The sequence below is a fragment of the Flavobacterium sp. MK4S-17 genome (assembly GCF_009848495.1).
Classification (GTDB): domain Bacteria; phylum Bacteroidota; class Bacteroidia; order Flavobacteriales; family Flavobacteriaceae; genus Flavobacterium.
In genome coordinates this window covers 34,126-55,979 of sequence record NZ_WWEP01000016.1, presented here as the reverse complement: position 1 = coordinate 55,979, position 21,854 = coordinate 34,126, and the positions used below count along the sequence as shown (strand labels likewise).

Genomic DNA, 21,854 nt, shown 5'->3' with positions numbered 1-21,854 from the left:
ACAAATTTATAAAAAAACGTTTGTTATATTATTTTATTATTGGATTTTTGAACCAAAAAACACACCATGCAGAACAATCCGCAAAAATGGTATTTACTGGCAGCCTTATCATTAATATGGGGCAGTTCCTTTATACTTATTAAAAGGGGGCTTGTTGGTTTAACACCATTTCAGCTTGGCTCACTGCGCATTATTTTCTGCGCCTTGTTCCTTTTTATAATAGGGTTTAAAAATCTTGCCCGAATACCGCACGCCAAATGGAAGTATATTGCTGTTACTGCATTGTTTGGCACATTTATGCCTGTTTATCTCTTTTCATTTGCGCAAACTGAAATACACAGCTCTGTCAGTGCCATTTTAAATTCGCTTACACCTCTTAATACACTTTTAATAGGCGCGCTTGTGTTTGAACTACAGTTTCAGCGAAGGCAGCTTTTGGGCGTACTTATAGGGCTTGCAGGCTGTATTTTACTAATCTATAATGGCGCAATGAACAACCCTGGCCAAAATTATTACTATACCCTGCTGGTTGTTGCCGCGGCTGTAAGCTATGCCATTAATATAAATCTTGTAAAAAAACACCTTTCAGACCTTTCCCCGCTCAGCATAAGTGCAGGAAATTTTGCTGTTATGCTGCTACCGGCACTGGCTGTATTATTCTTTTCAGGATTTAGTGATGTAGCCGGTTCGGCACAAACGCAAAATTCCATGCTTTACATAGCAATACTTGGGGTAATAGGCACAGGTGTAGCCAATATTATTTTTTTCCGCCTTATCCATATATCATCACCTATATTTGCTTCCTCAGTTACCTATTTAATACCTGTAGTTGCTTTTGGGTGGGGACTGATGGATAATGAGCATTTAAGCGCAACACAAATTATTGGTGCTGCCACAATACTTGCAGGGGTATATTTTTCAGCCAGAAAGTAGCGGCAATATATTGTAATAAAAAAGGCTGCCAATGGCAGCCTTTTTTCTTTTATAGTTATCTCTTACTGGAAATCTGCAGCAGATACTCCTTCGTTAACTTTTACATCAGTAACATTAAGCTCTACCTCCATACCAATATTGATAGATGATTTGTAAGGTATTTTAACACCTTTAACCTCACGGTAATCACTGTATGGTGTTACCATAGTCATTTGTCCGGCAGGCCCTTCAACTGTTTCAGAAGATGCAACTTTAAGTCCAGACTTAACATCGTAATACATTGTTTTTTCACCATCAGTAATTGCGTAAGCATCACTGCCATTCATGTTTTCTATACCCGTAATTTTAAGGTTTGAGTCATTCCTTAATTTTAATTCCGGGAACGGATAGCCATAGGTTTTAATTTCAGCAACTTCATCAGCTTCAAGATCCATCTTCTGCCCTTGTGCAGTCTGATAGCCTGAAGTACCGTTAAATACCCTTTTTATCTGCTGCCCCATAACGCTCATAGTTTCAGCAAGCTTGTTGTCATTAGTTACTTTCCTGTTCAGTTCAAGCGTCATACCCTGAATACTTCCTGAAGTAGTAACTGAAAGTGATTTTACAGCGCTTAACGCTTTTTCACCACCAATGGCGTTGATATAGTTATCTAGAACCGATTTAACAGTTACACCGGCAGGAACAGCTTTGTTAGCCTGTGGTTTTTCTGTAGGGTTACCATATTTATCAAAATAAAATACAGGTATTTTTGTGCTTTCAAGCCCTGCCAAAACATCAGAGGCCTTACCAACAACTACTACCCTTGCATTGTTGGCAAGGAAATATTTATTAGCAGCTTCCTTAATATCCTGTGGAGTTACTGCGTTGATGTTTTTAATATAGTTTTCATAAAAATCCGCAGGCAGATTTTGTGTTTCTGTAAGCAAAGCATAACGTGCAATAGTTGCAGGTTTTTCCATCTGCATTACAAAGTTGCCAATGTATTTAGCTTTTGCATTTTTAAGTTCTTCTTCAGAAACAAGGTCTGTCCTTATTTTTTTAAGCTCGTTAAATATTTCAACAATAGCACTGTCAGTTACTGCATTCCTTACAGAAGTTGAAGCAGAGAAATCATTTACATATTTACCCGCGCCTACAGAAGAATAAGCACCATATGTCCAGCCATGAGCTTCACGAAGGTTAAGGAAAAGCCTTCCTTCGCCCCCGCCGCCTAAAATCTGGTTGGCTAATAATGCAGCAAAGTAATCCTTGTCAGTCATTTTAAGGTTAACAGTGTTGATAACCGAAATTTCAGACTGTACCGCATTTGGCATATCCACAAAGTTTATCTGTGCATATTGTACATTTTTAGGGTCGCTGTAAGAAACATTAGGCGCAACTTCAGGCTTCCATGAACCGAATAGTTTTTTAACCTTTTTCTCTACATCTTTAAATTTAACGTCTCCCACTACCACAAGGTAAGCCTTGCCCGGTACAAAGTAAGTATTGTAGTTTTCCTTAACATCGTTAAGTGTAACATTATTTAATGTCTGTTCAGACACATATTCGCCATCAGGATGGTTTTTACCATAAGCAAGTACGCTTGTTACCCTTTGTGCTACCGAAGGAACACTTTTTTCTTCCGACTTAAGGGCTTCAACCATTTTTGCCTTTTCCTTGTCAAATTCCGCCTGGGTAAATACAGGGTTTAAAGCACCGTCAGCCATTAACTCCAATATCCTGTCAGAATATTTAGATAAGCCGTTTGCAGATGCACCGCTAGCCCAAAAATTTATATTTGCGCCTAAAAAGTCTACCTCTTCGTTAAAGGCATCTTTAGGCATGTTTTTAGTTCCGCTGCCCATTAATGCGCTAAGCATGTCTGATACACCTTTTTTATTGCCTTCAGCATAAGGTGCGTTATCAAGGGTTAGCGTATAAGAAACGCGGGGTAGTTTATCATTTTCTACCACAAGTACCTTAAGGCCGTTTTTAAGCGAAAAGGTTTGTGGCTTTTTTATATTAACTTTTGGTGCCGGCCCCGGTTTGGGCATAGGCCTTTCCTGTGCCTGCATAGTAGAAACCGTTAAAAACAGACCGGCCAATAAATATATTACTTTTTTCATGGTGATAATTTGTGCTTAGTTTTGTGCTTTATCTTTAGCTGGTACATAATCAAGTATTAACCTTTGGTTAGGGTTAAGGTATTTTTTAGCCACTTCCCTAATGTCTTCCCTGGTGATAGAACGGTAAATATCTATCTCTGTATTTATAAGGTTAACATCGCCATATAAAAGGTAGTAAGTTGCAAGGTTGCTTGCAATACCTTCTACGCTTGCATTGCTGTTAACGTACTGGTTTTCGTAGATATTTTTAAGCTTTTGGAACTCTTTTTCAGAAATAAGCTCTTTTTGAAGTTTCACTATTTCCTCATCTGCTTCTTTAATTAGCTCTTCTGCAGTATGCCCAGGCATAGGTATGCCATAAACTATATACATGCCGTAATCTTCCTGGCTGTAGTTAAAAGCTCCCATCTGCATAGCCATTTTCTTGTCATCTACAATTTTTTTGTACATCCTTGAGCTTTTACCATCGCTAAGTATTGTAGAAATCATGTCAAGAACCCTTGCATCTTTAGTTTTCATAGATGGTGTCCTGTATGCAGAAACAACCATTGGCAACTGTATGTTAGGATCTTCATAAGTAGCTTTTATAGGCTGTGTAATAGGTGCCTCCTCAAAAGTTTTCCTTGTAACAGGAGTACCTTTAGGTATAGGTGAAAAATATTTTTCTATCCACTGCTTAGCCTGCGGAATATCAATATCGCCTGCTACTACAAGTACAGCATTGTTAGGAATGTAGAATTTTTTGTTGAACGCTTTAAACTCATCCAGGGTTGCAGCATCAAGATGCTCCATAGAGCCTATTGTAGTCCAGCGGTAAGGGTGAACTTTAAACATGTTCTTTTTAACCTGTGCAATAAGGTTACCGTAAGGCTGATTATCTACACGAAGCCTTTTTTCCTCTTTTACAACCTCATTTTGCGTATCAACACCAATCTGGTTAATTACAGGGTGCATAAGCCTTTCACTCTCCATCCATATGGCAAGCTCAAGGTTGTTTGAAGGGAAAACCTCATAGTAATACGTCCTGTCGTCCGAAGTATTGGCGTTATTGTTACCGCCGTTTGCAGTAACTATTTTAAACCATTCACCACGCTTTATATTTTCTGTACCTTCAAACAGCAGGTGTTCAAAAAAATGCGCAAAGCCTGTCCTTTCAGGATTCTCGTCTTTAGAACCTACGTGATACATTACCGAAGTAATGATTACCGGGGCCGATTTGTCCTGGTGAAGGATAACGTGAAGCCCGTTGTTCAAATCATATTCTTCAAATGCTACCTTCTGGGCCGAAGCCGTACCGCCTAGCATGAGAAGTGAACCCAAAGCCATTAAAGATTTTCTCATAAATTTAAAAGTTATAGAATTTTCATAATAAGTACGCAATTTCGGGAATTTGTTACAAAAAATCTAAATTTTTTTAAATCGTTTGTTATCAGCGCAAAACAAAACAATATTTTTATCTTTTACTGTTGACTGATAAAGAATTAGTTGTATATTTGCCAACTCAAAATTTTTAATAAACCATATTGTTATGTACGCAATCGTAGAGATAGCAGGGCAGCAATTTAAAGTTAGCAAAGACCAAAAGGTATTCGTTCACCGTTTAGAAGGTAAAGAAGGAGATGCAGTTACATTTGCAAAAGTTCTATTACTTGATGATAACGGAAGCGTTACACTTGGCGCCCCGGCTATAGATGGTGCTTCTGTAGAAGCCAAAGTGCTGCAGCACTTAAAAGGAGACAAAGTAATTGTTTTCAAAAAGAAAAGAAGAAAAGGATACAAAGTTAAAAACGGCCACCGCCAGTCTTTAACCCAAATCCAGATTTCGGGCATAACTGCTCCGGGAGCAAAAAAGAAAACTTCTAAAAAAGCGGAAGCTGAAACTGCAGAATAATATTAACAATTAAAAACTAAAACATCATGGCTCACAAGAAAGGTGTCGGTAGTTCTAAAAACGGTAGGGAATCAGAGTCGAAACGTTTAGGCGTTAAGATTTTTGGCGGCCAGGCTGCTATTGCCGGTAACATAATAGTTAGGCAAAGAGGTTCTAAACACAACCCTGGTGAAAATGTTTACATGGGTAAAGACCATACTTTGCATGCTAAAGTTGACGGTGTTGTGAAATTCCAGAAAAAAGGAGACAACAAATCATACGTTTCTATACTTCCGTTTGAAGCTTAAGACGTAAAAAAGAATATAGAAAGCCCGCAATTAGCGGGCTTTTTTATTGGTTAGGCCTTTTGGAGAATACCTTGCCTGATGAAAGTTTCCCATTTATGGGCAAGCTGCAATTCATCCCCAAGCTGTATTGAAGTTTTAACATTATAAAATTCCAGCCTTACCTCGGTAGTGTCCTTCCTGCTGATAACAAGGTCTATCTTTTCAATAGCAGTACCATTTCTTTTAACCTGCACCCTGCATTCCAGCACATCTTCCAACCACAAATGCTGCATAGTTTCTGTACGCCCTTCTTGACGCCCTTCTTGCGCCTTAATAAAAAATACAGCACGCCTGTTTTCATCTGCACCTATAATGGAATTTAGCCAGATATCATAAACTGATATTCCGCAGGAATGCAGTGATGCAAATTTCCTTAATGCATTTATAATTTTATTATCTTTTTTCTTCTTGCTGATATGACCTGCCGCTAAAGGCAATATGCATAGTGCCAATATAACGGCACCTATAATTATTGATTGTGTATCCATTTTTGTTTTAAGTATTATAAATAAGCAATATCCGGCACACTAAGGTGTACGGATTTAATTAGGACTATAAAAACAAATGGAATTACCAGAAATAATGAAAAGGAAAAATAATGTCGGTACAAGAAAGCCCTTTAGGCAATGAAAATAGCGCAAAAGCCGGCAGGGCATTTTTATTTTTATAAAAAAACCTGTTGCTATACCCGGTAAAAAAGCTATACCATGGCGTTATTGTATAGGACGGGGCATTAGTATCGGCACCATTGCTTACAAATGATGATGTTTCCTGCCTTTGCCATGCAAATTTGGCATTATCGCGGCAACCTTTAACCTTTTCACTCCCGGCTGATTTACCTGTATCACTTCCGGCAGAAAAGGCTGCACTGCTTTCAGCCCCGTTTATTGCAAGGCAATAAAGGCAAAAAAGTAAAAATGCTGCAGCTAAATTTCTCAGGTTTTTCATCGGGGCAAAGTTAATTCAAAAAAAGGAACCGCAAGTGTTGTTTTATGTAGTTAGTATCTTTAAAAATTCCTCCCTGCTTATTTCCTCCGCACCAAGGCTTGCCAAGTGGTCGTTATAAACCTGGCAGTCCAGCAGGCGGTAATTTTCCTGCTGCAATTTTAACGCCAAAGCTATAAATGCAACCTTAGATGCGTTTGACACTTTGGAAAACATACTTTCGCCGCAAAAAACATGGCCCAGGTCAACACCATATAAGCCGCCCACCAAAACACCGTCCTGCCACACCTCAACCGATTTTGCAAACCCCAGCTCATGCAGCTTTACATAAGCATCCTGCATTTCGCCAGTTATCCAGGTTCCCTGCTGGCCTTCACGTTTTACTGTGCGGCAATTAGCTATAACATCTTTAAAAGCAGTGTTGAAAGTTATTTTAAACATACCCCTGTTAAGTATATTACGCATGCTTTTAGAAATTCTGAGCTCATGAAAAAACAAAACCATACGCTGCGGCGGGCTCCACCATAATATTGGCTCATCATCTTCAAACCACGGGAATATACCATTTCTATAAGCCAGCATAAGCCTTTCGACAGATAAGTCACCGCCTATTGCCACAATGCCTTCAGGTGAAGCATACGATACAGGAGGAAAATAAAGTTCCCGGGATAAAAAATACATTTGTTAAATAATTATATTGCTAATAAAAATAAAGAACAACTTTAATCTTTACTTTCATAAGTATTTAAATTAGTAGCTTAAAGCTCTTTAGCAGAATGACAAAAATAATTCATATTATACTAATATTCTTTACTTACAGTTTCCTTTATTCACAGGATACTATATTAATGGATGAGGTTATAATTAAGGAAGATTTAAGTAAAAAGCCAAAAATCAAGAAGATAAAATTTGGTAATAATAAAACTTCACATATTTATGATCCAATATATTCTAAAAATAAACCTGTTTATTATTCAATAAATGTCCCCATGGGGTCATTAATGGAAATGGCACTTCATTTCATAAGTACATCTGATTCAATAGCTGAGGGCTTTAGAGAAAATAATAAAGTGTATAAAACTGTATATGAATTAACAATTTATGAAGGCAATAACGAGTATACCTTAGGAAAAAAAGTTAATGATATGCCTATATTATTAGTATTTGAAGAAAGTTCCAAAAGCCAGATTACAAAAAAAATAGACCTTTCAAATTTTAACACTAAAAGCAATCTTTTTTTTATTTCCTTAAAAAGGACAACCCTTTCTTTATGCCCTTTATGTATGTATTATGTTCCTGATACTTATAAACCCGGAACAGCAATGGCATATTACCTGGATGATAAAGCTAAGAATAAGGAATTAACATCATACAAATTTAACTCCGGCTTAAAACTGGAAGTAAAAGTACTTACCAGAGACTATTAATTTGCTATAATCCTAATAATGATTATGTAAATATAATAGCAAAGAAATACCTTTGCGGCAATACATATCATTACAATGAAAACACTGTTTCTATTCTTCCTCATGGTTTGCAATATTGCTTTTGCGCAGGTTACCGATATGGAAAAGGATACCATACAAATGGAAGAGTTAATACTGAAAAACAACAGGAGAACTTCCAAAAAAACACTTAAACTGAGGGGACAATGCTATTATCCTGAAGATATGAGGGGCGCCGAAGAGATAATTACACTTATAGAAAAACTACCGGAAGGCTACCTCGAATCAGTAACTTTTTATGTTAACGAAGCAGGCTCCTATAATGAAAACAGCCAAAGTTTTAAAGATACGCAACTGGAACTGGTTGTTTATAAAGCGAATGCGGACAATACACCGGGAGAACGCATAGCACATGAGAAGCTTATTATTAACCTTGACAGGAAGAAAAAAGGAAAATTAACCATCAGCCTTTTTGAACTTAATTTACAAAATCCCGAAAGGTTTTTTATCGGCCTTAAAAAGGTTAACGGCAGGAGCCTTAAAAAGGAATTTTTGTTAGACTGCCTTTGCAACGGGCTGGACAAATATATTACGCTGACAAGAAATGACAGCCTTTCAGGCTGGGAACGAAGATGGGAATGTGCTGCCCTTAAAGCGGATGTATCTGTAGTAATTACAAAATAAAAGCCTGAATAAATATTCAGGCTTTTATTTCTTTGCTGTTTAAAAAGGAAGGTCGTCGTGGTCTTCCTCTTTGTAATTATTCGCCGGCTCAAAAGAATCGTATGCAGCGGGTGGCGCAGCCTGATAGCCCTGCTGCGGTGCTTCGGGCTGCAGCTTTTCAATCCTCCATCCCTGTATCGAATTGAAGTACTTGGTTTCACCCTGTGGGTTTACCCATTCCCTCCCTCTAAGGTTAATGGATATTTTCACAGGCTCACCCGGCCTGTAATTATTTAAAAGGTCGCATTTATCCTGTGTAAACTCTATCAATATATGCTGTGGGTATTGCTCATCTGTAGTAACTACCACTTCCCTTTTTCTAAACCCGTTGCTGCCAAAGGATTTAGTTTCATCAATCATCTTTATTCTTCCTGAAACTTCCATATAAAATTGTTTATTTTCTGCCTTGCGGCAGCTATCATTAATAATTATTTAAACATCCCTTTTCGCTAAAAGCACTTTCCAGGCTTTTGCTACCTCATTATCATCCAGATATTGTTTTGCCCTGCGGTATTTTTTTTCATCATCATCTGCACTTAGTACCGCCTTAATGTCAAAATCCTGCCTAACAAAACTATTTATTTCTTCCTCGCCCGGCAGTGTTTCCACATTACCCAGCTTGCCTAAGTCATTACCGTTAAATACACCACACTCTTTTACAAAATCAGGTATTGCATCTACACCTATACCAAGAGTTGTAAGTGGCTTTTCAACCTCAAAAAGCCCCTGGTTGGCACGGCTGTACCAATTGCCGCCCATACGCGAAACCAAATCAATTTTAACCTGGTCAACAGCACCATTTTCATCAAGCACGGCTTCATCCACATGAATTTTAACCACCTCGCATATTACAAGGTTACCGGCACCGCCATTGTCCCCAAGTGAAATAATGTCTTTAACCTTACATTCAAACTGCACCGGCGATTCCTTAACCCTGAATGGTTTTACAACATCTGAAGGCAGCATAGTAAGCCCTGATTTCACAAACTCATTGACACCATCTCCATACTCTGTGCTGGATAAAGAAGCCTGCTGCACTATGCTATAGTTAACAACATTTATAACCACTTCCCGGTTTAGCTCTACATTTATCAGCGTATGCTTTATTGTATTATCACGAACTCTTCTGGAAGGGCTGAATACCAGTATGGGAGGGTTTGCACTAAACACATTAAAAAAACTGAAAGGCGAAAGGTTAGGCACATTATTCCTGTCCAGCGTGCTGGCAAAAGCTATAGGCCTGGGCCCTACTGCGCCCTGCAGGTATCCCTGCAGTTTTGCCGTTGGTATTTCTTTTGGGTCAATACTAAGCATTACAGTTATGTTTTTTACAAAGATAATTTTTATAGCTGTACTTAAAAACGCCCTGCATAAATTTAACCTGTTGTGTTGATAAATAATACTAAGTATAGCTTTAAGGCGTTATTGCCCTATCCCTGCCAATAGGGAAAGCCTAACTTTTTACTATCTTTAAACCTCAAATTTACTTTATGCAGTTTTACGATAAAAGGACATTTACCCGCTGGTTTATTATTGTTGCGTCATTCCTTATTGTTGTCCTTATTGTATGGAATACTTATTATTTATTCCAGACTTTTAAAGACGAAGAGCGTATGAAAATGGAATTGTGGTCGCATGCTACAGAAGCTTTGCTAAGCCCTGAGGAAGATAAAAGCCTGAATGTTATTACCAGTATTACCGAAAATAACAATACCATACCCATTATACAGACTGATGAAAAGGGGATGATAATAAACTCCAGGAATATTTCCAGCGAAATAATTGATGGCACCATTGTTAAAGACTCAGTAGCCGCTTATAAGCTGCTGGGTGAATTTAAATCCTCCAATAACAGCATAGAGATAGAATATATACCCGGAAAGCTGCAGTATGTGTACTATGGAAACTCTACCATGCTTAACCTGCTTAAATATTATCCTGTAGCATTATTGCTGATTATTGTATTGTTCGGCATTGTGGTATTGATATATTTCAGGGCCAATAAAATGAGTGCCCAAAACCGCCTTTGGGCCGGTATGGCAAAGGAAACCGCGCACCAGATAGGCACACCGCTTTCCTCCCTTTTAGGATGGATTGAAATTATGAAAGCCGACAATGTGGACGAAACCACTGTTGTCGAAATTGAAAAAGATGTAAACCGGCTGCAAACCATAGCCGAACGTTTTTCAAAAATAGGATCTGAACCATTGCTTGAGGAAAGGGATATTGTAGCCGATACGGAAAAGTCATTTGAATACCTTAAGGCAAGGGCGTCGAGCCAGGTAAATTTTTCATTTAGTGCACCCGGCCACCCGGTAAAAGTTCTGCTAAACCCCGAGCTGCATAGCTGGACGATTGAAAACCTTGTTAAAAATGCCATAGATGCCATGAAGGGCAAAGGCAGGCTGGATATATTAATTGAAGAACGGGAAAAATATATAAAAATTAAAGTGTGCGACTCAGGCAAAGGCATACCCAAAACACAGTTTAAAAAGGTTTTTGAACCTGGTTATACTACCAAAAAACGTGGCTGGGGGCTTGGCCTTTCATTAACCAAGCGTATTGTAGAAGAATACCACAAGGGTAAAATAAAGGTATTGCAATCGGAAGTAGGCAAAGGCACCGTGATGCAGGCCAGTTTTAAAAAGCTATAAAAAAGGCTGCCATTTGGCAGCCTTTTCTGTAAGATATTTAATAAATTATGGTGCGCTTGCGTAAGTTTCCCTTACGGTTTCCTCATCGCCATCACCGTCAAAATCATATTTTGTAACTACTACAAGTTTATTTTCTGTAAGCTCTTTTATTGTACCAACAGTAGTTTGTTCACCTATATTTATAGTTATCCTGTTTCCACTAACGCTATACTCACCTGTACTGGTTGTTACTGCGCAGCCTTCAGCATATTCTACCTGCATAAATGAGCCTTCCTCATCAAAGCTGATATTGTCCCTGTTGCAGCCCGCCTGGTGGTCATGCGGTGTAACTGTATTGCCTACTTTGTAGGAAGCAGGATACCACGTCCTTGTCAGTTCACTTTTGCGTATTACAGCCTCATTATCATCATCTGAGCACGACACCATGAACAACGCGGCAAAACCAAGTGCAAATAATTTATTTTTCATTATAGTCAATTTATTTAAATCCGGTGCAAGTATATAAAATTATTACAATTACCGGTATGTTTCTCTTTTAAATTATCATTAAAGATTACCTGCTATCTGCTTTGCAAGTGCTTCAAACTCCTCTTTTTCCATCCTTACCTTATCAATAAAGCGCATATCATCCATACTGTTTAGCGGTATAAGGTGTACATGCACATGCGGTACTTCCAGCCCTACCACAGCAACGCCTACCCTTTTGCATGGTACAGTTTTTTCTATGGCTTTTGCCACCTTACGGGAAAATTTCATCAGGCCAAGGTAATGCTCCTCTTCCATATCAAACAGCTTGTTTATCTCCTTTTTTGGTATGCATAGCGTATGCCCTTGGGCATTTGGGTTTACATCCAAAAAAGCAAGGTAATTTTCATCCTCAGCAATTTTATAGGCCGGAATTTCGCCGTTAATTATTTTTGTGAATATAGAGCTCATGGTTTGTTATTTATTCCCTTGTTATTTCAAGTATTTCAAATTTAAGCGTACCATTAGGCACATTAATCTCGGCTGTTTCGCCAACAGACTTACCCAAAAGCCCTTTGCCAATAGGTGATGTAACCGAAATTTTACCAGCCTTAAGGTCGGCTTCGCTTTCGGCAACCAATGTATATTTCATTTCCATGCCGTTGGCCTGGTTCTTAATTTTTACAGTAGAAAGCACCAGTGCTTTTGAAACGTCAAGTTGCGATTCATCAATTATACGTGCATTGGCCAGCACTTCCTCAAGCTTTGCAATTTTAAGCTCAAGAAGCCCCTGCGCTTCTTTGGCTGCGTCATATTCTGCATTTTCAGACAAATCCCCTTTATCACGTGCTTCCGCTATGGCTTGCGACGCTTTAGGCCTTTCTATATTTTTAAGCTGTTCCAGCTCGTCCCTTAATTTTTTTAATCCTTCTGCTGTGTAGTAAGATACTGTACTCATAACTTCATCGTTTATATAAATAGAAAAAATCCCATTAATGGCGGGATTTCTTTTATGCAAATATAATGTTTTTTAGTTAATACGTTTTTTTAAATATGCATAATAGCGTATGCCAAAGTTAATTAAATTAAATTTGCTGCCTAATTATTAAACAAAAATTTACAAATATGAAAAAGTACCTGATATTGCTGGTTTTAGCCTCTATATTTTCGGCTTGCAGCAACGATGATAACAGGATGAGGAACCCTTACCTGCCCGACTACAATTTTAGTGCAAACATTAATATGGAACTGCCAAAATATACCGATTTGCTATATACGGGAAATGCAGTGTATGTAGACCAGCTTGGCGTAGGGATTAACGATGTTATTATATTAAATACAGGCAGCGGCTATGCAGCCTGGGAGGCAAGCTGCCCCAACCAGGAGCTTAGCTCATGCTCACGGCTTGACAAAGAAGGCATTATGGCAATATGCCCGTGTGACGAAGCGGAATACAGCCTTTTTACAGGGCAGGCCGAAGGAAAGCGTTATCCGCTTAAATCCTACCGCGTTGAGGTAATTAACCAGACAATGATAAGGGTTTATAATTAAAAAAACTCCTGCTTTAAAAAGCAGGAGTTTTTTTAATTAGTATAACAAGAACTAAAATTTAATGGTAGCTCCCGCAAGGAAATTTATACCTGCCTGCGGGAAATAATAGGGGTCGCCATACATGGCCCCATTGGATACATATTCAACATCAAAAATATTATTTACCAGCCCGCTAAATACAATAGATTTTACAAAAGAATCCATTTTAAGTTCATAAGAAATATTAAGGTCGCTCACATAGTAACTTTCAAGCCTGGCGTTGTCCGATTCCAGGTTATCCATATATTGCTCGCCTACAAATTTGCTTAATAAAGCTACTTGCAGGTCTTTCACAGGAACAACTATAAGCTGGTTACCCGCTATTACATTTGGCGAAAAGGCAATTTCTGTATCGCCCACACTTTGCGGACCCGCTTCGCCTTCAGTGTAAAAATCAAGGTTTTTATTGGCACTTAAAGCAATATTAGGCCGCAACACTATCCGGTCAGTTATGTAAAGTGTTGCGTCTATTTCAAGCCCAGCCCTGTAGCTATCGCCGCTATTGGTATAAACCGCAGCGCCTACATCGTTCAATTCACCAGTTAGTACCAACTGGTCCTTATAACGCATATAATAACCATTTACATTAAGCATATTCCTCCCTGACCTGAAGCGCCATCCAAGCTCAAAATCATTAAGGCTTTCCGGTTTTGTGCTTCCACTTTCATAATCTGTACGGCGCGGTTCCTTATTACCCCTCGCATAAGAAAAATACAGTGAGTTTTTATCATTAACTGTAAACGTTAAACCTGCTTTGGGATTATAAAAATTAAAGGTATCATCTACCGGAACAGGTTCAGCTGTTTCCTCCAGCACATTAGATGCCTCATAATTTACCCTGCGGTACTGCATATCGCCAAAAAGGCTAAGGTTATCCAGCAGTTTATAATTAGCCTTGGCATAAATATTAAAATCGGTTTTAACGGCATCATTATCATAATAGCGGTCATCCGGCCTTACAGAACCTGAATTTTGTGCCCATATAATATTACCAAAGTGGTCGCCTTCATATTTATTCCACGCACCCCCAAAGGTAAAATTAAGAGCCGTATCCGTATAGTTGGCAGAAAATGTAGTTCCATAAAAATCATTATCCAGCCATTTACGTGTAATAAGGTCGGTACCCGGTAAAGTTTCCCCGTAATAATCCACCATGCCTGTAGCTATAATACCGGGATAACCTGCAACTGGCGTATCATCCCTGTAGTTTTCGTAATAACCTTTACCAATGGTGTAATGCAGAGCAAGATTTGTATTCCAGTTACCTGAAAGCCTTTCATTCCAATGCAATTGGAAATGGTCCTGCTTGTAATTATCGGTTTCGTCATCATAATATTTTATATTGCCTGCTTCATCAGTATAAATGCCCGATGAGTTAAAACGCCTGTTGGTGCGCAGCGTTTCGGCATCAATACCGTTCCATGCCTGGTAGGTAACTTCCGTACCGCCAAAAACCAACGCTTTTACCAATGTAGTTTTGCCCACATAAGTACCCTGAAGGAAATAAGACTTCAGGTCAACAGAGGCACGGTCTATATAACCATCTGATGCGATATTGGAAAGCCTTCCAGCAACCTCAAAGTGGTCATTGATAAGCCCTGTACTGAATTTTACAGTATGTTTTCTTGAATTAAAACTCCCGTAGGAATTGGATATTTCGGCATTAGCCTCTTTACTGTATGCATCTGTAAGGAGGTTAAGGCTGGCACCAAAAGCCCCCGCCCCGTTGGTAGAAGTACCCACACCCCGTTGCAACTGTATATTTTCTACAGAAGAGGCTATATCCCCCATATTTACCCAAAATGTTCCCTGCGATTCTGCATCATTATACGGCACGCCATTTAAGGTTACATTAATACGGGAAGCATCGGCTCCCCTAACACGTATATAGGTGTAGCCAAAACCATTACCGGCATCGGTAGTAGTTACTACCGAAGGCAGGTAGTTTAGCAGTATGGGCACATCCTGCCCTAAATTCCTGGGGGCAAGCTCCTCTTTGGTTATGTTGCTAAAGGTAACGGGGGTTTGCGCGCTGGCACGTACACCCTGAACCAGCACCTCGTCCAGTTTATAATCGGCAGGAACCAGTGTATCCTGCTCTGCTGGCTGTTGTCCATAAGCCGTTCCGGCCATTAAGCCCGCGGCCATCATTAAAAATGGTGTTACAGAAATTTTGCGGAAATATTTTTTGTTTTTTCCCGCACAAGAAATGAATAAAGTTTTCATTCGTAAAAAAGTTTTACGAATAAAAGGGGCAATTATTCTTATGTTAATATTATGATTTTGGCACTACCGGCGTGCACTCCGGCTAAGTTGCCTTTTCCCTTGGCAGCATTACCTGCCCAGGTTCTTTGGGTATGATCTCAGCCCGTAAAGGCACCCCTTTGAGACGCCGCAAATGTAGAAAAAAGATTTTTAATTCCTGCGGATAATAAATAAATGTACGGATTAAAAACCCGGTTTTTTCCTGGACTGTTTCTTTTCGGCCTGGCGGCGTTTGTTGTCAATACGTTTTTGAATTACAGCGCGCGGTACTTTAGTGGGTTTTCTTTTCTTTTTAGGTATAATGGCATTTTCAATTAACTGTAAAAACCTGCGTGTTACAATATCCCTGTTGCGAAGCTGGCTCCTGTCCTCATCGCACTGCAGTATTAAATTTTTATCATTGGTTAGCCGGGAACCAAGGCTTGCTTCTGCCAGTGCTTTCTCTTCTTCGGTTAAAGCCTGCGAAGCTTCAAGATTAAAGCTAAGGATTACCTTAGAGGCAACCTTGTTTACATTTTGCCCGCCCGCACCACTACTCCTTACAGCCTTATAACTTAATTCCTGTATAATTATTTCTTTATCCATTTAGCTTTGCTGCTATTGCTGGTGTGCAGGCTTCAACAAATCATTTACTGTTTTAACGGGGCTGAATGTTTCAAGCGGCACCTCGGCAAAAACCGTTATCCAGCCTGCCATTGCACCATTCCACAATCCCGGCAGCTCATAGGATTTTACATCTGTACCCAAGCGGTTTTTATATACAATAAAACCTGTACCCGGGTCAACCAGGCTTGTAAGGTCAAAATATTCATCCTTAAAATTTTTAAGCCCGCATACTATGTCAACAGGGTTGAAATGCGTAGCCTTTGAAAAAATAGCTGCCTGCGCCTTGTTTTCATGGTCAACCTGCGAACTTTCAACAATTTGTAATGAAACAGCACCATTATCTTCTTCCACCCAAAAAGGGCCGCCACCCGGTTCTCCTTCATTTTTAACCATGCCGCATACCCGTATGGGCCTGTTAAGAACATCTTTCAGGTACTCAATTTTATTATCATAGGTATATTTAGCAACATCCCTGGGAATATGAACAGAGAGGTTTTGCTTTGCAAATGCCAGCATCAATTCAATTTCCTCTTCGTTTATATTTCCTGCATCTATTTTTTTTAGGCAGTCAAATATTTTTTCCTGCAGCTCGATAAGCAATCCGCCCAATGCTTTTTTATACAGGGTGATTATATCGGTATTATTGTAGCTGACGTTATCAATATTCTTGATAAAAACAATATCCGATTCCAGATTATTAAGGTTCTCTATCAATGCACCATGCCCGCCGGGACGGAAAAGCAGATTGCCATCATCATCCCTAAAAGGTACATTGTTCATATCAACCGCAAGCGTATCTGTCCTTTTATGCTGGTAAGAAAAACCAAAATTTATATTTTTGCCTGAATCTTTCTCTACCTTATCTTTAACATCGTTTATAGCATCAAGAAACCCATTTAAATGCTCCTCGGATATGGTAAAATGCACATGGGCCTCATCCTTAGAATTAGCATAAGTAACACTTTCATGCAAATGCTCATAAATGGGGGTTGCCGTAAAATCAGGGTACTGGTGAAACGGCAATATTCCTTTCGGCTTGTTGGCATAATCAAACTCCGCATCGGTAAGCATGGTTTTTATAAAATTATAAATCCGGGTACTTTTATCCCAGTTCCCATATTCAGGATTTTTTTTAAGCTGTTCCATCACTGCCCTGTAAAAAGGAAATTTATCAAGCCCCACTATAAAAACACTTAAGGCATTATCATTTTTACGGTTAATATAAGCATTCAGCGTATCATTATCCGGGTCATAATCCTGCATAAATTCATTAAGGAATTTAAACATGCGTGTTGCCGCGCCCGAAGCAGGAACAAACTTCTGAATTTTCAGCCCGTTCTTTTTACTGTCATAAAAACCGGCAAGTTGCCTGGCAGTTTCTTTTGTAAGCAAATGGATACCATCATTAATTACGGCAGGCTTTTTTAATTCAATTTTGCTTATGCCGTTTTTAAAAATTAAAAGCTGCTTCCTTATTTTTTCAAAGGTTATGTTCCGGTTATATACCTGTACAAAATCTTTAGCAGTAAAGCCCATATCAAGCGCCTTTTCAAGCTCATCTGTAATTTTGTTTACTTCATCGCCTAAATTGCCTTTGTCAACAGTAATATATATAAACGGTTTTGCCTTTTTTTCAAGATATTGCTGCAAGCGGGAAAGAGGGCTGCCCTCGGTACTTTCTCCTGCCAATACTATAATTTCGTTTTTCACAGGGCCTTTAAGTGGCGGTACAGCAGAAAGGTCTCCCTTAGAGTAAATAATTTCCCTGGATTTTTTTTCAGCAAGCCCGCTGCTGCCCCAAGTAATATCGAAATTAGTATATAGGGTAACCTTTATTGCGTTTGTGCGCTGCTGTGTAATATTTTCTTCCATGCTAAATATCCGTAAATGGCAATAATTGTTAAAAATACATATAATATACTGGAAAGCGTGTAGCCTTTATAAAAAAATAACGGTATAGCAATAATATCACCAGCAATAAGAAAAATCCAGTTTTCTATTTTTCGCTTTGCCAAAAGCCACATACCTACAAAAAAAAGCCCTGTAATAAATGTATCTACATAGGCCCACCAGTAACTAAACATATTGGAATATACATATACCCCGGAAACAAAAATAACCGATATAACAAATATTATAATGGAATTTATATAATCTTTATGATGCATGGCCGATATTTTAAGCACCTCGCTGTCCGCATCCTTTTTGCTCCACAGCAGCCAGCCATATATGCTCATTATAAAATAGTAGGCATTAATAATCATATCGCCATACAGGTTCCACTTAAATAAAAGATAGGTATAAATAGCCGTACTTATAATGCCTGTAGGATATACAAGTATATTATTCCTTTTTGAATACACAACGCTGAATACTCCCAGTGTTGCAGCAACAGCCTCGAGTATTATATGTAAAGTGCTGTAGCCTTTATACTGGCTGAACAGAAAGTCAAAAATTTCGTGCATTTCAATGGTTTAGGGCTTCGGCTTCTTCAAAACTGTAAACAAGGGTAAATCCTTCTACCTCTTTAAAGAAAAATATGTATTTGCGGTTCATGCCGTTAAATGTAACCTTGGCTTTTCCATTCTCATCCGTTAGTGAAAAAGGGAAAACATTTATATGCTGCTTAAAGCTTATACCGGGCAATGAAATCATTTTGAAAAGTGCCTCCTTAACTCCCCATATAACCGTAAGGTACCGCATATAAGTTTCCAGATGCATAGGGTTTAGATAGCTGAATTCTGATACGCAGAATTTATTGGCAATGGTAATAATTTTTTCGCGCTGCATTTCCATATCTATACCTGCATTCTTCCCGCTTATTATTATGGCTGAAAAATTATAGGAGTGTGTAATTGAAATGTTTTTGCCGTCTTTAAGGTGCGGTTTACCGTCAATGCCATAATACATATCAAGGTCGGTATAACCCGCATGTTCCAAAAGCTTGCGCACACTCAGAAAGCCCTTCCTGTGCTGTTCCGATTTCATATCATGCAGCCTTGCACTACACACATCCTTAAGCACCGTGCCCAGCGAAAGTTCCTCTAAAGTTTCGGTTATCTTCCATACAAGCACCTGTGTATCACCTGCGGCAGTATATGTTTTATATAAGGGCATTAACTATTTTCGGGTTTAAAATTAACTGTAAGTCAACCAATTATTAACTCAAACAAATGGTAAAATACTGTAAAAACTGTTTGGGTTTAAAGTAATTGCTTAACTTTGCAAAAATTTTTGCTAATACAAATATACAATATTCAATGAGTACAAAAACACTGCCGTATGTGGCGTATAAAGTAAAAGATATTTCGCTTGCGGAATGGGGAAGGAAAGAAATTGAACTGGCTGAAGCTGAAATGCCGGGCCTGATGGCTCTTCGTGAGGAGTATGGCGCACAGCAACCGCTTAAAGGCGCACGCATAGCCGGATGCCTGCACATGACAATACAGACCGCAGTACTTATAGAAACACTTGTTGCCCTTGGTGCAGAAGTTACCTGGAGTTCATGCAACATATTTTCAACACAGGACCATGCTGCCGCTGCAATTGCCGCTGCCGGGATACCTGTATATGCATGGAAGGGAATGAACGAAGAAGAGTTTGACTGGTGTATTGAACAGACACTTTTCTTTGGTGAAGACCGTAAGCCGCTTAATATGATTCTTGATGACGGCGGCGACCTTACCAATATGGTATTTGATCGTTACCCTGAACTGGCTGCCGGAATTAAAGGTTTATCTGAAGAAACAACCACAGGTGTGCACCGCCTTTACGAAAGGATGAAAAACGGCACGCTTGTTATGCCTGCAATCAATGTGAACGACTCTGTAACCAAATCAAAATTTGATAACAAATATGGTTGTAAAGAAAGTGCCGTAGATGCTATACGCCGTGCTACCGATGTAATGCTTGCCGGTAAAAGGGTTGTGGTTTGTGGTTATGGTGATGTAGGTAAAGGTACTGCCGCTTCTTTCCGTGGTGCAGGTTCAATAGTTACAGTTACCGAGATTGACCCTATATGTGCCCTACAGGCTGCTATGGACGGTTATGAAGTTAAGAAACTTGATACTGTGGTAGGCAATGCAGATATTGTTATAACAACTACCGGAAACAGGGATATTGTTGTAGGACGCCACTTTGAGGCCATGAAAGATAAGACCATTGTTTGCAACATTGGCCACTTTGATAATGAAATTGATATGGCATGGTTAAACAAAAACTATGGCAGCAGTAAAGTGGAAATTAAACCACAGGTTGACAAATATACCATTAACGGTACAGATATTATAGTGCTTGCCGAAGGCCGCCTTGTAAACCTTGGCTGTGCTACCGGGCACCCAAGTTTTGTAATGAGTAACTCATTTACAAACCAGACACTGGCACAAATTGAACTTTGGACTAACAGCGACAACTACGAGAACAAAGTGTATATGCTGCCTAAACACCTTGATGAAAAAGTAGCTTCACTACACCTTGCCAAACTGGGCGTGGAACTAGAAACACTTAGCGAAGGCCAGGCTAAATATATTGGCGTGGAAGTTGAAGGGCCATTTAAGCCGGAATACTACCGTTATTAATATAGAAATTAGAATTCAGAATATAAAAAATCCTGCTATTGGCGGGATTTTTTATACCATCATAAATGAAAATCAATTCTAAAACCTGAGTAAATTCTATTTCCGTGTCCAGCAATCCAGTATATGGTCATTAACCATGCCTGTTGCCTGCATGTTCGCATAAATAACCGTTGAACCCACAAACTTAAATCCGCGTTTTTTCATATCCTTGCTTATAGCATCCGATAACGGGGTTGTGGCAGGTACCTCTTTAAGTGAAGTGAATTTATTATCTATAGGCTTCCCGTCAGTAAAATTCCAGAAATACTTAGAAAAACTGCCGAATTCATCCTGCACCTTCATAAAAGCCTGCGCATTGGTAACTGCTGCTAAAACTTTCAGCCTGTTACGTATAATACCTGCATCCTGCAAAAGTTCCTCTACCTTATTCTCTTTATATTGGGCTATCTTTTTATAATCAAAATTATCAAATGCCTTCCTGAAGCTTTCACGCTTGCGTAATATCGTTATCCAGCTCAGCCCTGCCTGGAATGTTTCCAGCAACAGGAATTCAAACAGTGTGTCATCATCGTAAACGGGCTTACCCCACTCCTCATCATGGTATTTTTCATACAGGGCATCGCCCTTACACCATGCACAGCGTATTTTATCTTCCATAATTATGTTTTTTATCCTTGTCTATATATCTGTCAATTAATGAATGTCCGGCATAAATTAACGGAGTTAAAGCGATGGCTATAACCAGTTTTACAAAATAACCCGTAAGCCCGGAGGCTATATAAGTTTCTGTATCAATTTTTCCTGTCAGGTAAAATGCAATGCCCAGAACTATAAAACTGTCAAAAAACTGCGATATTACTGTTGAACCCGTTGCCCTAAGCCATATCATTTTATTACCTGTGCGCTTCTTAAAATAATGAAACAGGGTAATATCAATTAATTGCGAAATAAGGAATGCTGTTATACTGCCTACAATAATCCACATGCTTTGCCCAAAAACTGCATTAAACTGTTCATCATTAACCGTTGGGAGCCCTTTTGCAGCAGGCACACCCATAGCAATCCACAGTACAAAAAAGCAATAGGCTATCAGCCCTGCGGTTATAAATGACAACTTCCTTACACCGTTTCTGCCAAAATATTCATTAATAAGGTCGGTAGTTACAAATACCACCGGCCATGGCAATATACCTATGCTCATTACATAAGGCCCTACGTTTATAAGTTTGCCGCCTGTAAGTTCCGCTACAATGGCATTGGTAATAAATATACCGGCCAATACAACATAAACAGTATCTTTTCTTGACTGAAACATAAAATTATATTCTG

The 21,854-nt window shown here is 39.1% G+C and carries 25 protein-coding genes; 8 read left to right on the top strand and 17 right to left on the bottom strand.

The window, feature by feature from the left end; translation table 11 throughout:
- Nucleotides 1–66 precede the first annotated feature (66 nt).
- On the top strand, nucleotides 67–933 hold the full coding sequence (locus GSF09_RS07670) for a DMT family transporter (protein WP_159800362.1): 867 nt from the start codon (nucleotides 67–69) through the stop codon (nucleotides 931–933).
- Between the two features lie 62 nt (nucleotides 934–995).
- Here GSF09_RS07670 and GSF09_RS07665 read toward each other — a convergent pair whose 3' ends face one another.
- Nucleotides 996–3,038 carry a pitrilysin family protein gene (locus tag GSF09_RS07665; protein ID WP_159800361.1) on the bottom strand — a complete coding sequence of 681 codons (2,043 nt, stop codon included), beginning with the start codon at nucleotides 3,036–3,038 and terminating at the stop codon, nucleotides 996–998.
- Nucleotides 3,039–3,053: 15 nt separating this feature from the next.
- The gene (locus GSF09_RS07660) at nucleotides 3,054–4,379 is read right to left on the bottom strand and encodes a pitrilysin family protein (protein ID WP_159800360.1); all 1,326 of its coding nucleotides are present in this window, start codon (nucleotides 4,377–4,379) and stop codon (nucleotides 3,054–3,056) included.
- Nucleotides 4,380–4,566: 187 nt separating this feature from the next.
- Here GSF09_RS07660 and rplU point away from each other — a divergent pair, with 187 nt between their 5' ends.
- A complete protein-coding gene (rplU, locus tag GSF09_RS07655; RefSeq protein WP_159800359.1) occupies nucleotides 4,567–4,929 on the top strand; it encodes a 50S ribosomal protein L21 in 363 nt (120 codons plus the stop codon).
- A gap of 26 nt (nucleotides 4,930–4,955) precedes the next feature.
- Nucleotides 4,956–5,216: a 50S ribosomal protein L27 gene (gene rpmA / locus GSF09_RS07650; protein WP_159800358.1), complete on the top strand. Its 261-nt coding sequence runs from the start codon at nucleotides 4,956–4,958 to the stop codon at nucleotides 5,214–5,216.
- Nucleotides 5,217–5,266: 50 nt separating this feature from the next.
- On the opposite strand, the gene GSF09_RS07645 is transcribed toward rpmA, so the two are convergent.
- The 3 genes from GSF09_RS07645 to aat all read right to left on the bottom strand — a co-directional run bounded on the left by GSF09_RS07645 (nucleotide 5,267) and on the right by aat (nucleotide 6,881).
- Nucleotides 5,267–5,743 (bottom strand): hypothetical protein, encoded by a 477-nt coding sequence (locus tag GSF09_RS07645; RefSeq protein ID WP_159800357.1) that lies wholly within the window; start codon nucleotides 5,741–5,743, stop codon nucleotides 5,267–5,269.
- 82 nt (nucleotides 5,744–5,825) lie between these two features.
- Nucleotides 5,826–6,203 carry a hypothetical protein gene (locus GSF09_RS07640; protein WP_159800356.1) on the bottom strand — a complete coding sequence of 126 codons (378 nt, stop codon included), beginning with the start codon at nucleotides 6,201–6,203 and terminating at the stop codon, nucleotides 5,826–5,828.
- Between the two features lie 42 nt (nucleotides 6,204–6,245).
- Entirely contained in the window at nucleotides 6,246–6,881 is a 636-nt protein-coding gene (aat, locus tag GSF09_RS07635) for a leucyl/phenylalanyl-tRNA--protein transferase (RefSeq protein ID WP_159800355.1), read from the bottom strand.
- A gap of 95 nt (nucleotides 6,882–6,976) precedes the next feature.
- Between aat and GSF09_RS07630 the strand changes: the two genes are divergently transcribed.
- Together GSF09_RS07630 and GSF09_RS07625 are read left to right on the top strand one after the other, a co-directional pair.
- Nucleotides 6,977–7,627: a hypothetical protein gene (locus GSF09_RS07630; RefSeq protein ID WP_159800354.1), complete on the top strand. Its 651-nt coding sequence runs from the start codon at nucleotides 6,977–6,979 to the stop codon at nucleotides 7,625–7,627.
- Between the two features lie 75 nt (nucleotides 7,628–7,702).
- The gene (locus GSF09_RS07625; RefSeq protein ID WP_159800353.1) at nucleotides 7,703–8,329 is read left to right on the top strand and encodes a hypothetical protein; all 627 of its coding nucleotides are present in this window, start codon (nucleotides 7,703–7,705) and stop codon (nucleotides 8,327–8,329) included.
- Nucleotides 8,330–8,368: 39 nt separating this feature from the next.
- Here the strand turns inward: GSF09_RS07625 and GSF09_RS07620 are convergent, their stop codons facing one another.
- Together GSF09_RS07620 and GSF09_RS07615 are read right to left on the bottom strand one after the other, a co-directional pair.
- Nucleotides 8,369–8,752, bottom strand: coding sequence for a DUF3127 domain-containing protein (locus tag GSF09_RS07620; protein WP_159800352.1), 384 nt, complete (start codon nucleotides 8,750–8,752; stop codon nucleotides 8,369–8,371).
- 48 nt (nucleotides 8,753–8,800) lie between these two features.
- Nucleotides 8,801–9,682, bottom strand: a complete 882-nt coding sequence (locus tag GSF09_RS07615) for a flavin reductase family protein (protein ID WP_159800351.1) — start codon at nucleotides 9,680–9,682, stop codon at nucleotides 8,801–8,803.
- A 176-nt stretch (nucleotides 9,683–9,858) separates the two neighbouring features.
- Here GSF09_RS07615 and GSF09_RS07610 point away from each other — a divergent pair, with 176 nt between their 5' ends.
- Nucleotides 9,859–11,022 carry a PAS domain-containing sensor histidine kinase gene (locus GSF09_RS07610; protein WP_159800350.1) on the top strand — a complete coding sequence of 388 codons (1,164 nt, stop codon included), beginning with the start codon at nucleotides 9,859–9,861 and terminating at the stop codon, nucleotides 11,020–11,022.
- Nucleotides 11,023–11,067: 45 nt separating this feature from the next.
- Here the strand turns inward: GSF09_RS07610 and GSF09_RS07605 are convergent, their stop codons facing one another.
- The 3 genes from GSF09_RS07605 to greA form a co-directional block, all read right to left on the bottom strand.
- Nucleotides 11,068–11,490, bottom strand: a complete 423-nt coding sequence (locus tag GSF09_RS07605; RefSeq protein WP_159800349.1) for a lipocalin family protein — start codon at nucleotides 11,488–11,490, stop codon at nucleotides 11,068–11,070.
- A 78-nt stretch (nucleotides 11,491–11,568) separates the two neighbouring features.
- Nucleotides 11,569–11,958 (bottom strand): HIT family protein, encoded by a 390-nt coding sequence (locus GSF09_RS07600; RefSeq protein ID WP_159800348.1) that lies wholly within the window; start codon nucleotides 11,956–11,958, stop codon nucleotides 11,569–11,571.
- A gap of 10 nt (nucleotides 11,959–11,968) precedes the next feature.
- Complete coding sequence (greA, locus tag GSF09_RS07595) at nucleotides 11,969–12,445, bottom strand: transcription elongation factor GreA (RefSeq protein ID WP_159800347.1); 477 nt, start codon at nucleotides 12,443–12,445, stop codon at nucleotides 11,969–11,971.
- A gap of 167 nt (nucleotides 12,446–12,612) precedes the next feature.
- Here greA and GSF09_RS07590 point away from each other — a divergent pair, with 167 nt between their 5' ends.
- A complete protein-coding gene (locus GSF09_RS07590; protein ID WP_159800346.1) occupies nucleotides 12,613–13,038 on the top strand; it encodes a hypothetical protein in 426 nt (141 codons plus the stop codon).
- Between the two features lie 51 nt (nucleotides 13,039–13,089).
- On the opposite strand, the gene GSF09_RS07585 is transcribed toward GSF09_RS07590, so the two are convergent.
- The 5 genes from GSF09_RS07585 to GSF09_RS07565 form a co-directional block, all read right to left on the bottom strand.
- A complete protein-coding gene (locus GSF09_RS07585; protein WP_159800345.1) occupies nucleotides 13,090–15,303 on the bottom strand; it encodes a TonB-dependent receptor in 2,214 nt (737 codons plus the stop codon).
- A 222-nt stretch (nucleotides 15,304–15,525) separates the two neighbouring features.
- Nucleotides 15,526–15,927, bottom strand: a complete 402-nt coding sequence (arfB, locus tag GSF09_RS07580) for an alternative ribosome rescue aminoacyl-tRNA hydrolase ArfB (RefSeq protein WP_159800344.1) — start codon at nucleotides 15,925–15,927, stop codon at nucleotides 15,526–15,528.
- A gap of 12 nt (nucleotides 15,928–15,939) precedes the next feature.
- A complete protein-coding gene (locus GSF09_RS07575; RefSeq protein ID WP_159800343.1) occupies nucleotides 15,940–17,820 on the bottom strand; it encodes a DUF4301 family protein in 1,881 nt (626 codons plus the stop codon).
- The gene (pnuC, locus tag GSF09_RS07570; protein WP_159800342.1) at nucleotides 17,781–18,413 is read right to left on the bottom strand and encodes a nicotinamide riboside transporter PnuC; all 633 of its coding nucleotides are present in this window, start codon (nucleotides 18,411–18,413) and stop codon (nucleotides 17,781–17,783) included. The genes GSF09_RS07575 and pnuC overlap by 40 nt, the downstream gene beginning before the upstream one ends.
- A gap of 1 nt (nucleotide 18,414) precedes the next feature.
- A complete protein-coding gene (locus GSF09_RS07565) occupies nucleotides 18,415–19,065 on the bottom strand; it encodes a 4'-phosphopantetheinyl transferase superfamily protein (protein ID WP_159800341.1) in 651 nt (216 codons plus the stop codon).
- A gap of 143 nt (nucleotides 19,066–19,208) precedes the next feature.
- Here GSF09_RS07565 and ahcY point away from each other — a divergent pair, with 143 nt between their 5' ends.
- Nucleotides 19,209–20,525 carry an adenosylhomocysteinase gene (ahcY, locus tag GSF09_RS07560; RefSeq protein WP_159800340.1) on the top strand — a complete coding sequence of 439 codons (1,317 nt, stop codon included), beginning with the start codon at nucleotides 19,209–19,211 and terminating at the stop codon, nucleotides 20,523–20,525.
- Nucleotides 20,526–20,621: 96 nt separating this feature from the next.
- Here the strand turns inward: ahcY and GSF09_RS07555 are convergent, their stop codons facing one another.
- Nucleotides 20,622–21,182 (bottom strand): DNA-3-methyladenine glycosylase I, encoded by a 561-nt coding sequence (locus tag GSF09_RS07555; protein WP_159800339.1) that lies wholly within the window; start codon nucleotides 21,180–21,182, stop codon nucleotides 20,622–20,624.
- Nucleotides 21,172–21,840: a queuosine precursor transporter gene (locus tag GSF09_RS07550; protein ID WP_159800370.1), complete on the bottom strand. Its 669-nt coding sequence runs from the start codon at nucleotides 21,838–21,840 to the stop codon at nucleotides 21,172–21,174. Before GSF09_RS07550 ends, GSF09_RS07555 begins: the two co-directional genes overlap by 11 nt.
- Between the last annotated feature and the right edge of the window lie 14 nt (nucleotides 21,841–21,854).